This window comes from Paenibacillus sp. FSL L8-0470, assembly GCF_038008625.1.
Classification (GTDB): domain Bacteria; phylum Bacillota; class Bacilli; order Paenibacillales; family Paenibacillaceae; genus Paenibacillus_AQ.
Genome location: NZ_JBBOZM010000001.1, coordinates 6,796,818 through 6,813,005, shown reverse-complemented (window position 1 = coordinate 6,813,005; position 16,188 = coordinate 6,796,818). Strand labels below are relative to the sequence as shown.

Sequence of the window (16,188 nt, the reverse complement as noted above, 5' to 3'; positions counted from 1 at the left end):
ATAGCAGCCCAAAAACGGAATTGGAATTTGTATTTAGTTCAGCGTATAATTCAATGCGGTAGAGAAATGGGGGTCGACTGATCAAATGTTAATCATATACATCGCCGGATTTATTGTGTGCATGGGACTCGCCTTACTCTTGACGCCGCTGGTGAAGAAATTCGCTATTAAGATTGGCGCTACAGATGTGCCGAATGCCCGTAAAGTGCATACGAAGATTATGCCCCGCCTTGGCGGACTTGGTATTTTTCTGGCGTTTGTGTTGGGCCTGCTTGCCGTATTGCCAATTATTCCTTATGACTTCACTCCGCGGGAGGTAAGCTTCATCAAAGCGCTGCTGTGTGGCGGCGGAATGATTGTTCTGATCGGCGGTTTGGATGACCGGTTCGAACTTTCGGCAAAGGTGAAGCTGCTGGGCCAGATTGCGGCTGCCTGCATAGTAGTCTTCGGTTTTGGTATTACTGTTGATTTCGTAAATATTCCTTTTCATAATACGTATTCTTCGCTGGAAAGCTGGATTGCTATTCCACTGACTATTTTCTGGATTGTGGGGGTCACGAATGCCGTTAACTTGATTGACGGGTTGGACGGGCTTGCTGCCGGGGTATCCGGTATCGCTATTGCCACCATTGCAGTGATGGCCTTCTTGATGGGAAATACCATGGTTGCACTTCTGTGCCTGCTGCTGCTGGGCAGCATCATAGGATTTCTGTTCTTTAATTTTCACCCCGCCAAAATTTTTATGGGTGATACAGGTTCACTATTCTTAGGTTTTTGCTTGGCTCTGCTTGCACTTCTTGGGTTTAAGCAAATTGCCGTCGTTTCTTTTATTACACCGCTCCTCATTATCGGGGTGCCTTTGTCTGATACCTTTTTTGCCATCGTACGCCGCAAGCTGCAGAAGAAACCGATATTTGCACCGGATAAAGGCCACCTGCATCATTGCCTGCGCGAACTGGGGTTCAGCCACCGTCAAACGGTACTGATCATTTATGGAATTGCAACATTTTTCGGTGTATTGGCTGTTATCCAGACCTCTGCCTCACTTTACGAAGCAAACTGGGTTACTTTTGTAGTCATTTGTGTAATGCTGTTCTTCCTGCAAATTGGCGCGGAGATTACCGGTGTTATTAGTAAGACTAAACGGCCTGTAATTGACTTCTTCCTGAGAATGCGAATGAAAGTTAGTCAGGAACGAGGCTCGAAGCTGTAGGGTTTGTTTATAGATTTGTATTGCTATTATATATTTTTTTTGAAAAGCTCATCCTGATGAAGGGTGGGCTTTTTGCATTTTAGAGGGTGTTTATTGAAGGAATCTGTTGAAGCACGAATGATAAGTGTATAGAAAATTCAAGGAATTCCTTCAAATTATCTTCTCTAGGACCGATAAAATAATTAATATCATCAAAAGGGAGAGATTAATGACATGCAGCGCATGAGAAAGCCATTTGTATGGACGCTTCTGTTCGCCTTAATTGTATCTTTAATTCCAACTGGACTTATGAATACTGCAGTGGCTGCAGATACGCTTAAGCCTACCAGTTATTTTACGCCAGATAATACGAAATTGAGAAACACTGTTGATCTGACATTACTGCCTCCAATTGAAAAACAAATCTCAAGAACTAATGTATTGCAAGTAACGGATGCTAGTTTACCAGTTACAGGAACATTTACAAAAGTTACGAGTTCTACTCTGGGGGCCAATGTACAACGTTTGAACTGGGAAGATGGGAAATGGGTAGAAGATGCTACTCATGTAACGCCAGGTGTTGTGCAGTTGGATATTGACAGTCCTGACAACCGCTTTACCGCAAATCTGACATTGTTTCCAGGCATGAACAAGATTACTCTTACGGGGTCACAGGGAAGCAATGATCGCTCTGAGGCTTTTTATGTCCTATTTGATCAGGTTCCTTATGTCGAGAGGCTTCAAGTTCTGGGTGGCTCAGAGAAGCTTAATTTGAACGAAGGGGCACAATTGGTCGTAGCCAACAAAGAAATTACACTTGAAGGTAAAGCGTTAAATGCAACAAAGGTTACTGCTGCCATTAATAATGAAAGTGCATCGAACACCTCTTTACTGCAGGATGGAACGTTCTTCTCACAGCGTATGGCGCTTAATCCGGGTGTCAATAATCTGAAATTAGTCGTGCAGAATGGCTCAGATACGTTGAGCTTTGAATATACGCTTTTTTATTATGATGAGAAGAATCCTATAGTTAAAATGTATTTGGTTGATTCGCACAGTCAGGGTCAGGACCTGCTGTATAGTGATCAGCCGGTGATGACTGAAGATTCAGATACTGCAAAATTAATGGTTCAAATGATGGTTCAGGATAATGCGGGAGTTCCTTTCGCAGGTTCGGCAGTAGTGAAAATGGATGGAGCAGTGTCAACGCCTACCTACGGGAGCAATATAACATTGGACACTGCTGGTCTTATTGCTTTGAACGCGGGAGATGAGGTCCTGGTACCTTCTCCTATCAAGAATACACCTTCATATCGGCTGGTTTCTTTTGAGATGCCGTTGACCCTTAATAAAGATACGGCAACACCAGCCAATAGATTAGAGACACAAACCCATAATCTTTCAGTAGCTTACGGAACCAAAACCATTAACCGTTCCTTTGATTTTCAGTACATGAAGGATAGAATTGTAATCACGGATATGAAATATCTTCCGGGATATGATGGCACAGGTGATATTCCGCCTGGAGTAGCTTTGAATGGGGCTAAGGTAAACTCCGGTGAATTCTACATCTTAGTTAAAACAAATACTGCAGCGGCAGCTCCTGTGGAACTGCTTGCGAGTTATTTGCCTATTTCCACTAAGGGTTTGACACCAGAGTGGATTAAATCAGTTTCAAGTACGCAGTATATCTTTAAAATATCGGATTTCCAAAACGGTAACCAAACCGTTCGATTCAACATTAAGGGATCCACGGCGTATAAAGATGTTAATATTTCCTTTGCCTCAAAAAACTATATTTATGTATCCAACCTCACAGATGGGCAGAGTATTGTTATTGATTCTAAAGCCAGTAAGACCCTTAATATTAAAGGCCAATATATTGATTTCAATTTAAGCAGTCAATACTTCCTGGCTGAGATGTATGTGAATGGAACGAAAATAAGACCAACGGGAGCAACTACTACTTGGCTTAATAGCAACGGTGGATTTGATGTTGATCTACTTATCGATGCCACTATGGGTCCATTAGTGTTTGGAGAGAATAAAATTGTCTTTACAGGCACAGGTACGGATGAAAAGGGGCAAACCCGGGAAGTCCGCAAGGAACTGCGCATTTACATTCTCGATGAGAACGTATCAACCATAAGTAAGTTTCAACCCGCTGTCGGTACTGCAAGAAGTGCGTTCCCTGATCCAACCTATGGACCAACGGATGAATTGCTGACCAAACTATTTAACTTAACTCCTGATTTTATATATAAAGACAATCAGTATACAACCAGCTTGAAAACTTATGATCTGGTTCTTAGAGGTAGCGGAGCGGTAAAACTTAATTTAAATGTAGGAACAAAAAATATCCTGTCACTCGATATTCCTGCTAATGCGAGTACATCGATTACTCCCAGCCCAACTTTTGCAGATAAAACCTACACCACCAGTTTTGCCGGAAGTCAAAAAGACTTTGTAATGCGGATTCAGGATCTTGTGAATGATACGCCAGGAACATATGTCTACACGCTTGAGCTGATAAATAGTACAGGAGCCAAAACCAGTCAGAAGCTGGAGATTGTTAGAGAAGTAAGTGCCTATCGTATTCTCTCTCCTCAGCCTTCTGTAGGTACTCAATATGTTGTTAATAAAAACTTTGTTCATTTTGATATTGAAGCTGAAGGGGCTACAGATGTCATCATAGACAAAGAAAAAGCAGTCAAGCGTACGGATTTGGGGCCAGGGAGATTTGCACTGGACTATGTAGGGTTGAAGGCAGATAAAGCTAACAGCATCAAAATTCAAATTGTTCGCGGTGCTACGACAAGTACAGACACTATTTCAATATTCTATACCGGTACAGTAGCGGTCGATGCACAATACATGTCACCTAAAACAGCAGACAAATACAGTGTGTTTAACAAAGCAGTGGAATTAACCTTCCCAAAAGGAACGGTAATGCAAAGTACGGATACGCGTAATTTGACGAAGTACTATCCTAATAACAAGCTGCGGTTTGGGATTGCAGACCCATCCACAGGTGTTGTAGAACGGCGTAACGATTATGGGAACGTCATCGGCTTCCCTGAAACCTTTAAAGAGAGCGGCATACCAACTTGGACGATTCCAGATGAATTTACGCTCCGGTTCAATTCTCCTTATGAGAGCAGCAATTTTGGACGCATATCGGAAGTGTATTGGATCAGCGGAGGATTGGGTGAGCTTGGAACCACATCAACGCCAGGGCATATTCCAGCTACGAATGGTTTGGCTCCTTATTCTGTAGATGGATTGTTTGGGGATCCACAGACTCCAGCGGAACGTATCATTACACCATCTAAGCGGGGGAAATTGACATTAGCCTTTGACCCGAATGTTGTACAAGACGCGGGAACTATTGTTACGGTCTTCAAATACAACAATAAAAGGGAATGGGAGAATATTGGCGGTACTGTAGATACCAATAAGCACACGATCTCCGTTCCTTTTGATGAATTTGGGTATTATAAGGTAATGAAAATGAGCCGGGGCTATAATGACGTCACGAATCATCAATGGGCCAGAAATATTTTGAACGCTCTTTACTCAAAGGGTATTATGAAAAATCTTCGGTTTGAGCAATTTGGAACAGATGATCAAGCGACACGAGGTGAGTTCGCGACACTTCTGGTTAAAGGTTTGAATCTTCCACTTAATTATGATGACAACAAGACGTATTCCGATCTGGTGCCTGGAGCAAGTTCAATCACATGGGACTATGCCCATATTGAAACTGCGTCGAGAGCAGGCATAGTGACTGGACTTACCGATGGAGTATTTGCGCCGGATCAGCCAATTACTCGTGAGCAGGCAGCTGTAATGATTGCCAGAGCCCTGAAATTGAAATTGGCAGCTAACGATCAGAAATTAAAGGATTCAGTCGCCAAGTCATTTTTGGATTCCGGTAAAATAGAGTCTTATGCCTTGTCGGCAGTCCAAGCCGTTTCGAAGGCGAAAATTATGAATGGCGCTGAAGTAAGCATAGCTGGTCAAAAGAAGGCGTCTTACAACTTTAATCCTAAGTCTAATATGACCAGAGCTGAGGCAGGAAAGATCGCTGTGGAACTGTTAAAGAAGAGCACCACCATCTTCCCTAAAACCCTGAGCTAGATACATTTTAATTTATTATGATATTACGGAGGGCTGGTTACTTGCCCTCCGTTTTGTATGCAAATGGAGTTGTTAAGGGTATGCCTTTATAAATCAATTTTCTTTGGGTATAATAAGAAACGGACTATATATAGTTCTTCGGAGAAGCTGTGACTTCACGCAGGTTGCATTTCCATTTAGATAACTTTGTAATCTGCTCCCATTTACGTTACAATAATATTGTAAATATTATTTTCTGAAAGGTGAAAGCCATCCATGAAACCGATTTTAGCAAAAGCACAATTGGATTATATGAAAGCAAAGAATATGTTTGAGAATAGAGCGAAAATCCTGGAAAAGGAAATCACAGCAAAAAGAGCATTACAGGAAATTTCACAGGATCTAATGGAGGAACTTGTACAAGCTACAGGATTCCATGATGCATATAATGATCTTGTTATTGCAGAGAATGCATTAATTGAGTGGTCTCATACTACAATTAAGCATGAGAAGAGCTATCGGGAGAACCGAGTAGCGATTGATACAATGTACGAGAATGTCAATTCAAGCCCTGAGAAGCGGCAGGAACTGATTCAGCTGTCGATGAAGATCCGTTAGTTATATGCTATAAAGTGAAAGCGCCGGTTACGGCGCTTTTTTGTTTTGGATGATAAAGAAATTTTTGGGTTTGAAAAAAGGTGATTATGTTTATTAACTTAACAAATATTGTTTAATGACGTTTCGAAAGTTCATGTGCTATACTGTTTCCCGTAGTCACCCATGATTAGAAATAGTTAGTAGAACTACATATGCTCTTCTATTGGAGCGGCATCGGGATGCCAAAAAAAACTTTTTTTGAGTAAGGCGCAACTTTTCCAGAACTTCTGCGTTTAAAGTGTAGAGTCATTTGCACCAGACATTTGGGATGGCCCAAATTAATGAAGCGCAGTGATTGGAAAAATTAGCTTTACGTGACTTGAGGCACATTGTATAATACTTAGGTAGAATTAGGAATCTAGTATTGTCATGCCTTAAATCGGTTTACAAGTTTCTGTGATACCCGTCACAGACATTATTTATACTTAATATGCTCAACTCGGGAAAGGGGGTGCATCGGCTAATGAGTGACATGAGCTACCCAACTAAAGAAAAATCTCAGTTCATGAACGTCCAAGGAGGAGAAAAAAAGGTTATGAAGAAAATTTTATCCGTAGCATTATCTACAGCAATGGCATTCTCGATGTTTGCCTCTGTAGCATTTGGTGAAACTGCAACAACTCCGCAAGCGAAATTTGATGCTTTGGCAGCGAAAGGTATTCTTGATGGATTCCCAGACGGTCAAGCGCATCTTGAAAAAGATCTGGATCGCGCTCAATTCGCGAAGATCATCACTAAATTGTTTGATCTTCCAGAAGTGACTCCTACAACATTGTCTTACAAAGACAAAGGTTACACTAAAACTATGTGGGCAACTCCTTACATTGAAGCTGTAACTGCAGCTGGTTACATGAAAGGAACTGACCCTGTAAAAGGTATCTTTAACTACAGTGGTAAAGTTACAGTTCAAGAAATCGCAGCTGTGCTGCACCGTGCTTTGAAACTTGAAACTCCTACTACAACTGACAACAACGCCGCTGTATGGGCTAAAGGTTACGCACAAGCAGTTGTTAACGCTGGTCTGGTTGCAAAAGGTATCGATTTCAAATCCAGTGCTACCCGCTCTTTGGTAGTAGAAGCAGCCTATGCTGCTGCTAACTACTCGAAAGCTCCAACAGTAGTTTCGGGTGATGCTTTGAACCCAACTAGCGTATTGGTGACTTTCTCTGATAAATCTACAACAACTGTAACTCTGACTACCGCTTTGGTGGAAGGCGTTGAAACTACAGTTCCTTTCAAACACAACAACGTTGATTACACCGTGAAGGTTACTCTTGCAGCTCCTAAGGTTGTTTCTGTAAATGCTCCGAACTCTAAGCAATTGCAAGTAACATTCAACCGTGCAATTGATACTTCAACTGTAGTTTCTAGCGATAAGCTTAAAACTGGTGTTATCAGAGTAATTCCTTTGAATAACCAACCTGCTATTACAGTAGATGGTGCTGAAGTGAGCGTTAACGCTGCTGGAACTGAAGCGGTTGTTACATTCCCAGGTCTTGAATTCCTTAAAGGCCAATACACTGTTGTTGTAACAGATGCAGTTAAGACAACTGCTGGAACAGCTCTTGCTCAGTACAGCCAGATGTTGACTGTTGCTGATACAGTGGCTCCAACAGTTGCAAGCGTAACTGCTGTAGCTAAGGATACTACTAATAAAGTGCTTGTGAAGTTCAGTGAGCCAGTTAAACCGGCCGGAATCATTGCTAGCGTAAACGGCGTATCCGCTTCTGTAACCCGTGAAACTTACGACACCTTCAGCTTGACTGCAGGTACATTGAAGACTGGTACAACTTATGATGTATCCCTGTTGAATGTTAGTGACTTTGCTGGCAACCTGATAAGTCCTAACCCGATCAAAACAAGTGTAGCTGTAACTTCTGATACTGCTGCTCCTGCAATTACTTCTGTTACTGCAACAGGTGATAGCCTTATCACTGTCAAGTTCAACAAGAAAGTTAACTATCAGTCCTTGATTGGTAACGTTAAATTCTTGAATACTTATGGAGAGTCCCAAGGAACACTTAGTGTAGAAGCAACTGCTGACAGCGACACTATTAAGTTTAAAGTTCCTGCTGGATTCAAACTGCCAGATTCCGGTTCTTACACTGGATCACTTGTTTTCGGAGCAACTGTTAAAGACACATTGGGCAACACGCTTGGTACACCAGTGACTCAACCGATCACACTTGTGAAGGATACTACGGCTCCTGTAGCTTCTAATGCATCATTTAGCACTGATAAAGGTCTGGTTGTACCATACTCCGAAGATGTTACGCTGGTAGGTGGAACACCAACATTGATTAGTGATTCTACTGGTCTAGTAGTAACTGGTATTGATTTCAGTGGTGCTAAGATTGTTGACGGTAGTAAGCTCACATATCCAAATGTGAAGGGTCTTAGCGGAACTTATACTCTGCGTCTTCCTGCTGGTCTAGTAACAGATTTGGCACTTGCTAAGAACAAATCAGTTGGCACTACTGTTAATGTTACTGCAGCAGCTGCAACTACAACTGACACTGAAAGACCTGTAGTTACAAGCATCACTTACTCTGAGGGTGCTAAAGCTGATACTGAAGTTGTCTTCACCGTAACAGTTAAAGACAACGTTGGTCTGAATGTGGCATCCCTGCGTGATTTGAACAGCTATACTTTGGGCAGCAAAGCACTTCCTATCAATTCCTATCCGCAGCTATTGTCATCTAAAGGAACTTCAACAGCTCCTACAGAAGCAGTAGTTGAAGTACGCGTTCCTAAAAATGCAATCAGCAAAACTGAAGCAATTGAATTTATTGCATCCGGTATTACTGATACTGCAGGAAATGGTACTTACGGCGCTACTATTAAGCCAGTATTGGCAGACGGTGTTAAACCAACCTTGGATTCAGCAGCTGTCTCTTCTGGAGATACTTCACTTCTGCAATTGACATTCTCTGAGCCGATCAATGCTGCTACTCTTAAGGCTAGCGACTTCGTAATTATTGTGAACAACAGCTCGACTGGAACAGCAATTACTGGTGGTTTCATCGCCGGTGTTGGTAACGATGCAGGTAAATATTATGTTAGACTTGCAGGATATCCTGACCTCAATGCTAACAACGTAAACAATATTTCTGTTAAAGTTATCGATGGTGCAACTGCTACAGATATCGCAGGTAACACTATTGTTGGTGATAAGACAGTATTCGCTAAGTAATCTCCGATTACCGAAGCACAGAATAGCCTCTTCGGAGGCTATTCTTTTTTTTTTAGATTTTTATGTAATAAGGCTTACAATCCCAGTACATTGGAGGTTAGTATGAAACCAACTTATAAAATAATGACAGCAGCTGTGCTTATTACAGGCAGTCTGTGGGGTGGATCCCTCTTTTTTGGTGAAGCTGACGGTGCAGGTGTAGGCAACCAGCCAGGAACGTCCGAAGATCCAGTAGTTACTAAAAGCTATGTAGATCAACAGATCCAAAAAGCGATTCAGGGCGGAACTATCGCTACCCAGGCTCCAGCGGCCACACCAACGCCTGCAGCAACCCCTACCCCTACAGCAACACCTAGCCAGAATAAAGGCGATGAAGTTGAGATCGTTGATGTGAAAGCAGGTCAGACTCTAATTGCCGGAGCGGGTGCCGAGTTTATTGTTCGCGCCGGAAAGGCGGCTATTTATTCTCAGGACAGCAATGGTGTTGCTGATTTAACGGATGGAGCAGATTTGGTTAACGGTACTGCAGTACCATCCAATCATCTGTTATCGTTCCCTCGCGCCGGACGGGGCATAGTGGTGCAAGAGGGTCAGACCGGTGGCCTGGTTGTTATGGTGCGCGGAGCCTATACATTGAAGTAGGCTCGAATATAAAATAGGATGTCCTAATATCGGATTCGTCATACTTCGGCACAGTTTACCACTGCTGACAAACATTGAGGCGATTGGGGCCCTGGTAAAGAGCACACAATACTTCCTGTGATCTTAAAAAAATTCAGGAGGTGCTGTAACATGGCACGTACTAATCGCACAGTTGTACCGGAGAGCCGGGCAATGCTTAAACAGATGCAATACGAGATCGCTGCTGAATTCGGACTATACGGAGCTTCTTACGGTGGCGGGGCTGATACAGAGTTTGCTTCTGAACTGGGGGCTTTGGGTGGAACAGGTGGAATCGGGCGAAGTCAGTACCTTGGACATCTTACATCCAGAGACAACGGATCTGTAGGTGGAGAGATTACAAAGAGACTGGTCAAACAAGCTGAGCAATCTTTGTTTACTTAATACCCGAACCACTCTAGGGTTTGCTTGCGGGGTATAAGCTAGTGCCTTACGCTATGACGGGTAACACTGGCTATAATTGACACCATCCGGCAAATAAGATAATATGACTTTTGAGGAAAGCCATAAACCTTTTCCATGCGGAAAAGGTTCATTTTTTTAAGATATGCGGTATTCCGATATTTATACTATACTTATTTTATGTGGCCTGTTATTTGTTAAGGAGCCCCCTTATACAGTGTCAGACTATCCATATGGGAGGTTATTGTACATGTCGATTAAAGGACGTCATTTATTTACTTCCGAGTCCGTAACGGAGGGACATCCGGACAAGATCTGCGATCAGATCTCTGATGCGGTACTGGATGCTTTTCTGGCTAATGATCCAAACGCACGTGTCGCCTGTGAGGTAGCGGTTGCAACGGGTCTTGTGCTTGTCATTGGCGAAATAAGTACAAAGTCGGAGTATGTAGATATACCGGCCATTGTACGTAATACGATTAAGGAAATTGGCTATACACGCGCGAAATATGGCTTTGATTATAATACTTGTGCGGTTCTCAGCTCGCTGAATGAGCAGTCTGCAGATATTGCCCAAGGTGTAAATGCTGCGCTGGAGAACCGCGATCCTGCACAGGTTGCTGAAGAAACCGCCAACATTGGCGCCGGTGATCAGGGGTTGATGTTCGGGTTTGCGACGAATGAAACACCTGAGTTGATGCCACTGCCAATTGCTTTGTCCCACCGTATTGCCCGGCGCCTGTCTGAGGTCCGTAAGAATGGCACTTTGGAATATTTGCGTCCTGATGGTAAGACACAGGTGACCATTGAGTATGATGGCGAAAAACCGGTACGTGTAGATACTGTAGTGGTATCAACACAGCATGCCGAAGAAATTTCGCTTGAGCAAATTCAGGCTGATATTAAGGAGCATGTTATTTTGCCGGTTGTTCCTGCCGAATTGCTTGATGAGAATACTAAATATTTCATTAATCCGACAGGCCGTTTCGTTATTGGCGGTCCGCAAGGTGATGCAGGCTTGACTGGCCGTAAGATTATTGTCGACACTTATGGCGGATATGCCCGTCATGGTGGAGGGGCATTCTCAGGGAAGGATCCGACTAAGGTCGACCGTTCCGCAGCTTACGCCGCCCGTTATGTCGCCAAGAATTTGGTGGCCGCTGGTCTTGCCGACAAATGCGAGATTCAACTGGCCTATGCCATTGGCGTCGCTAATCCTGTCTCGATTAATGTAGATACATACGGAACAGGTAAAATCAGTGAGGAAAAAATGGCTCAGTTAATCAGCAGCAACTTCGATCTGCGGCCGGCCGGAATTATTTCCATGCTCGATCTGCGCAAGCCGATTTATAGACAAACTGCAGCTTACGGTCATTTTGGACGTACGGATATTGATCTTCCTTGGGAGCGTGTGGACAAGGCAGAAATGCTTAAAGACCAGGCTGGGATATAATTTATAGCTTTAGAATCAGGCCCGTAAAGGCAATTCTTCGATTCAAGGAAGAACTGCTTTTGCGGGCTTTTTTGTATGCACATGCTGAAACTATATATAAGTCAACTTATCTTATAGAGGAACTCTTCTAAACTTTGGAAGCCATTTAGCCGAAATATAAGAATATATGTAAAGACGAAAGTATGGCTTGAGAGGAGTCTATCACCGCATGAAAAGGAAAATTTCAATATTAGCAGCACTCATTTTGGCAGGGGATCTGTTGCTCAGTGCAGGGTATTCGTCAATCGGTCCCGGGAATTCAGCAGTTTATGCTGCAAGCGAATTCAGCATGGCAACTTCGCCAACAGCAGGTGAGGTCAATGTAAATGTATCGTCCTCCATTAAACTGAAATTCGATCGTCAGGTGTATCCGCAGAGTGGAGATATCACCCTTACTACGCGAGACACAGGCACGCCATATGTGACGGTGCCTATCGGCAGTTCTGGGCTAATCAGCAATTCTACGGAATACGAAGTTAAATTAGGCAAGCAGCTGGAGAAGAACAAAACCTATACCGTCACTGTTCCCAGAGGACTGTTTAAGGACGGGGCGGGTGCTGACTCAGCGGCTGCTTCATGGACATTTACCTCATCACCTGAAATGAACCTGAATATTGTGGCAAGCGAATTCACTCCGGCGAACTATTCACGGGTAGATTCCACAACACTGACTCAGCTTAGCTTTAAGCTGAACAAGAAGCTGCAAAAGAGCGGTGGATCCATTAAACTCATTTCCTCGGCAGACAATTCTGTTGTTCAGGAATTCAAGGTTAATGATGGAGATTATTCAGTCAATCTGCAAAGCGACGACTCTTCCACGATAGTGAGATTGAATCTGGCGAGTAGACTTACGGCTGGAAAAAGTTATTATGTTCTAATCGATCCTTATGCTTTTAAGGATGATGAGAATAAAACCTTCGCTGGAATAACCAGTGGGAACATTTGGAGTTTTTCCACAAAGGGAACAGGCGTTGCGGTAAATGTATCTCCAGCCAGTGGTGCTACTGCCGTATCCCCAGCCGGCAACATTCAGCTGAACTTTGACCAGCCGATGACGCCGGTTAATGGAGTGATCAAATTATCTTCCACTAATGCAGCGGATACAAGATACTTTGATGTGAACTCCTCGGCTGTTACCGGTGGCGGGACCAGAACCATAACGGTAGCATCGACATCGGCGACGAGTCCGCTGATGAATAATACTATTTACACAGTCACTATTCCTGCAGGCGCGTTTAATGACCAGGATGGCAATGCTTTTCCTGCCTCAGGAACACCGTATGTATGGAGTTTTACAACTACCTCACAAACTGGTTATGCTGTAGACTCGCTCAGCCCGGCAGACCGCAGTGAATCTGCGGCGCTTGATCAGCCCATTAAGATAACCTTCAACCGTCCAAGTAAATATATTGAGACGAATCCAGTGAGCCTCTATAAGAGCAATGGAACTAAATTGGGATCAAAAGTAATTGCCGGAAATAACGATAGCGAATTCGTAATCGTGCCTTCAAATGTTCTCGAAAACGATACGGTTTATTACGTTGATATTCCTGCAGGTGCTTTTGTTGAAAAAAATAATCCGAATTCATATGAGGGACTCAGCGGAAAAAACTCTTGGAGTTTCCGAACGGTGGCATTAGATAAAAGGGCACCGGTTCTGGTGTCTACACAGCTTGAAAGTAACCGCACAATCCGGCTGAAGTATGATGAAGCAATTCGTCCGGCAGTTGCCCTGCTGTCTTCCAGCTTTAATGTAACGGTCAACGATGAGAAAAGGGCAGTAGAGAGTGTATATATCCAAGGGGACAGCGTGTATGTGACCCTTAGTACGGGTGTGGCAGTAGGCCAATTTGTCAAGATAGCCTATACGGGTGGTCTTAGAACGATTCAGGATGCCGCCGGCAACGCAGCATCTACGTTCTCACTACGACAGGTAACGAACACAGTCCAAACGGCGCTTCCTGCGCCTAAGGACGGAATTTTGTCAGGCAAGACACTAACGCTGAATTTCAATGATACACTTAAAGCAATTTCCAATAACGCCTTCAGCCAATTTTCTGTTTATGCAGATGGTGTTTCACTTGGAGTGGTCTCCTCCACTTCCAGTGGCTCCACGGTCATTCTGGGGCTAAGTAATGATGCAGCGAATGGACAGACGATTCGCGTAACCTATTATGCCGGATCTTATCCTATCCAAGATCAATATAGCCAAAATATTGCGAATTTTAGCGATTTCTATATCCGTAATACCAGTGATTCAACTGCACCTGTCTATCAAAGCGCTGCAGGCTCGGGAAATAAGATTGTACTAACTTATAATGAAGGACTGTCAACGGCTAATTTGCCGATGAACAGCCAATTCTCCGTACTTGTGGGGAATACACCTAATTATGTGACAAACGTAGACGTAAGCGGAAATCTGGTAACCTTGACGCTAGCGAGCGCCTTGAGCACGAATAATTCCACTACGATCTCTTATGTACCAGGAACATCTGGTATCAGTGACTTGAACGGCAACCGGGCCGCCTACATTAATTTGCAGCCAGTGTCGGTTTCAGGCACCAGCAGTAGTAATGGTACAACAACAGTGCCTTTTATTAATTCAGCGACTGTCTCCGGTGATGAGCTTATTGTAAACTTCAGCAAGAATATGCAGGCGTCCTCAAGCTTGTACACCAACCAGTTTGGTGTGAGAGCTGATGGAAGCAGCGTGGGTATACAATCGTATACTGTATCGGGAAGTACATTAAAGCTGCTGTTGTCCACGGCAGTCAAAACCGGACAAACCGTCGTTTTATCCTATATGTCCGGTTCCGGAAATATTCTGGATCTGAACGGCAGTGCGCTTGCTTCATTCAGCGCGCTTTCTGTTCAGAACCTCACCGGTGTAGGCACATCGGCAACCGGGCGTCCTTCGTATCTGGGAACTTTGGCAGCAAGTGAATTTGGCAAAGAGTATCCGCTATTGAAGGGGGACTCCGCAGCTTCTGCGGATGACCGTTCCGTATATAACCAGTCGGTAAAAAGATATACCCTTACGGCTGACCGATTAACTGCCAGCTATGATTATCTCAATAAAATGGGCAGTCCGTCTCTGGCATTTGAAGTGCCCACCACGGAATTGGGGGCCTATGTAGTTGTACCGCTTAAGCCCCTGCTGGAAGCAGTAAAACGCGACAGTAAGGCAGCCTTTGCTATACGTTATGGTGACAGCCTGTACAATCTTGCACTAAATGACATAGATATGACCGGCCTTGCATCCAAGTTAACTACAGACAGCAGCAATATCTCGCTGATGCTAAGACTTGAAAAGGTACCTTTCGGCACATTTGGGCCAGTTGAGGCAACGCTTAAAGCTCAGGGACTGCAGAGTGTAACCAGCCTTGTGGATATCCGTTTGACCGCTGCGGTCAGCGGCAATTATTCCAATAGTACGGTTCTAAGTGTTCCGGGGGAATATACAGCCCGTACAACTTCTTCTTTAGTCAGTGACCAGACTTTAGCAGCCAGACTGGACCTTGTCTATTCTGAAGCAGCATATCTGCCTGGCAAAATCAGCGGGGCAGGAAGCTATACCTTCATTCAGGCGAAGGTGGTAGGGAATCAGGTGGTAGGAACGTTTCTGTCTACCCGGGGCTTTTCAGATATGAGCAGGCACTGGAGCAAATCAAGTGTAGCTTTGCTGGCGGCCAAAAATATTATAGACAACAGCTACGGCAGCACCTTTAAGCCAGAGCAGAAGATTACCCGTGCCGAGTTTGCGGTGATGCTAAGCAGAGGGCTTGGGCTGCTGGGTGACCGTGAGACGGCACAGCGCTTCAGTGATGTTCAAGCTTCTACCCAAATCGGAGATGCTATTGGAGCAGTGGCCAAGGCCGGAATTATTACCGGCAATACGGATGGTACTTTCCGTCCCAATGCCAATATTACCCGTGAGCATATGGCGACAATGATGATTCGGGCTATGGAATACACCAAAAATCCGATTACGCTTAGCGGCACAAGCACATCCGTACTTTCGGCCTTTAAAGATAAGAGCAAGGTTTCGGGTCAAAGCGCCGAATTTGTGGCTAAAGCTGTACAGGAAGGAATTATTCTGGGTATGCCTGGCGCCCAGTTTCAGCCTCAAGGCAATGCCACCCGCTCTCAAGCGGCAGTAATGCTGCAGCGGATGCTGACAAAGGCTGGTTTTTTGTAAAAATATACGAATTTATATGGCTTCACGCTATAAATTATCCTTCTATTTCTCGCTGAAACGGATACTGTCCTTTTTAGGACGGCAAAACCGTTTCCACTTGCAAGAGCATGAGTATCCGAGTGTGGCATTACTACTGACAATAGCTATATGTCCGCTCTCAAGCGTCCGGTTTTGCGCCGGGCGCTTTTTGTCAGTTCAAATTGATGAATCTAGTAATATTCGCAACTTTTTCCCATAAATTCAGTCTATTAAAG

At 44.0% G+C, this 16,188-nt stretch carries 8 protein-coding genes; all 8 read left to right on the top strand.

Annotation, left to right across the window (positions count from 1 at the left end):
• The first annotated feature begins 85 nt into the window (after window positions 1-85).
• The 8 genes from NST99_RS31075 (at window position 86) to NST99_RS31040 (ending at window position 15,934) form a co-directional block, all read left to right on the top strand.
• The gene (locus NST99_RS31075; protein ID WP_038597370.1) at window positions 86-1,213 is read left to right on the top strand and encodes a glycosyltransferase family 4 protein; all 1,128 of its coding nucleotides are present in this window, start codon (window positions 86-88) and stop codon (window positions 1,211-1,213) included.
• 213 nt (window positions 1,214-1,426) lie between these two features.
• Window positions 1,427-5,332 carry an S-layer homology domain-containing protein gene (locus NST99_RS31070; RefSeq protein ID WP_341096792.1) on the top strand — a complete coding sequence of 1,302 codons (3,906 nt, stop codon included), beginning with the start codon at window positions 1,427-1,429 and terminating at the stop codon, window positions 5,330-5,332.
• A gap of 255 nt (window positions 5,333-5,587) precedes the next feature.
• Window positions 5,588-5,929, top strand: coding sequence for a hypothetical protein (locus tag NST99_RS31065; protein ID WP_038597365.1), 342 nt, complete (start codon window positions 5,588-5,590; stop codon window positions 5,927-5,929).
• A 502-nt stretch (window positions 5,930-6,431) separates the two neighbouring features.
• On the top strand, window positions 6,432-9,161 hold the full coding sequence (locus NST99_RS31060) for a hypothetical protein (RefSeq protein ID WP_341096790.1): 2,730 nt from the start codon (window positions 6,432-6,434) through the stop codon (window positions 9,159-9,161).
• Window positions 9,162-9,263: 102 nt separating this feature from the next.
• On the top strand, window positions 9,264-9,803 hold the full coding sequence (locus NST99_RS31055; protein ID WP_341096788.1) for a hypothetical protein: 540 nt from the start codon (window positions 9,264-9,266) through the stop codon (window positions 9,801-9,803).
• A 150-nt stretch (window positions 9,804-9,953) separates the two neighbouring features.
• Complete coding sequence (locus NST99_RS31050) at window positions 9,954-10,226, top strand: alpha/beta-type small acid-soluble spore protein (RefSeq protein WP_341096786.1); 273 nt, start codon at window positions 9,954-9,956, stop codon at window positions 10,224-10,226.
• A gap of 268 nt (window positions 10,227-10,494) precedes the next feature.
• Complete coding sequence (metK, locus tag NST99_RS31045; RefSeq protein ID WP_076109642.1) at window positions 10,495-11,697, top strand: methionine adenosyltransferase; 1,203 nt, start codon at window positions 10,495-10,497, stop codon at window positions 11,695-11,697.
• A gap of 208 nt (window positions 11,698-11,905) precedes the next feature.
• Window positions 11,906-15,934 (top strand): Ig-like domain-containing protein, encoded by a 4,029-nt coding sequence (locus NST99_RS31040; RefSeq protein ID WP_341096785.1) that lies wholly within the window; start codon window positions 11,906-11,908, stop codon window positions 15,932-15,934.
• Window positions 15,935-16,188 lie beyond the last annotated feature (254 nt).